Annotated in this window: 1 pseudogene; it reads left to right on the forward strand. The window is 66.8% G+C overall.

From position 1 onward, the window contains the following. Positions 1-255: pseudogene (locus FY251_RS22950) on the forward strand (hypothetical protein); the annotation flags it as partial. Positions 256-404: the final 149 nt, after the last annotated feature.

Consider the following 404-nt stretch of genomic DNA (forward strand, 5'->3'; position numbering starts at 1 on the left):
CTACGGAACCTCGTGGGTCCGCTGCTGGTCATCCTCGTCGCTGGCGCGTGGCAACTGGTCACGCTGGGCGTGCTCGCCGCCCGTGACGTGGTGCAGTTCTGGCCGCTGTTAATCATCCTGTTTGGACTATCGCTCCTCCTCGGACAGTACCGGGCGAAAGACGATCCGAGCGGAGCGATCACGTCCTGCTATTCGCGTTCTTCGGGGGCGCGGAGCGACGCATCACGGCCGACGCCTTCCGGAGCGCGGACCTGACCGCGCTGTTCGGCGGGATCGAACTTGACCTCCGGGACGTGAGGAGCAGCGACGCGCCGGCCCACGTCAGCACGACGACCATCTTCGGCGGGACCGAGATACGGGTCCCGCGGGAGTGGAACGTCCGCCTCGACGTGCTACCGCTGTTC

It is taken from the genome of Haloferax sp. KTX1 (genome assembly GCF_902410085.1).
GTDB classification, from domain to species: Archaea; Halobacteriota; Halobacteria; order Halobacteriales; family Haloferacaceae; genus Haloferax; species Haloferax massiliensis.